The organism is Bacillus sp. JJ1474, assembly GCF_036965225.1.
Classification (GTDB): domain Bacteria; phylum Bacillota; class Bacilli; order Bacillales; family Cytobacillaceae; genus Cytobacillus.
This window is the reverse complement of sequence record NZ_JBALPC010000192.1, coordinates 1-264: the sequence shown is the minus strand read 5'-3', so window position 1 is coordinate 264 and position 264 is coordinate 1. Positions and strand designations below refer to the sequence as shown.

The 264-nt window shown below is 40.5% G+C and carries 1 protein-coding gene; it reads left to right on the top strand.

The features are described from left to right. Positions 1-38 precede the first annotated feature (38 nt). Positions 39-227 carry a sporulation YhaL family protein gene (locus tag V7164_RS20685; protein ID WP_335355104.1) on the top strand — a complete coding sequence of 63 codons (189 nt, stop codon included), beginning with the start codon at positions 39-41 and terminating at the stop codon, positions 225-227. The last annotated feature ends 37 nt before the right edge of the window (positions 228-264 follow it).

The following is a 264-nucleotide window of genomic DNA, read 5'->3' as shown; positions in this document are numbered from 1 at the left end:
GGCGCTGAAGCTAGACAAATAGGAGGGAGATGATTGTCATGATCATACCATTTTGGGTTTTTTTTATCGCTATTGGGATTCTCCTTAGTGCCTATATGGCGATTAAGGCAGGAAGAGAAGAACGAAGAGTAGAAAATGAAAGCATCGAACTTGAAGGCAGAGTTTATATCGAAAGGATTGAAAAGGAAAGGGAGGCGAGAAGAACCAATCAGCAGTCATTAGGATGAACAACCTCTAAAAATTAAACCCCGGACAGCTTATATA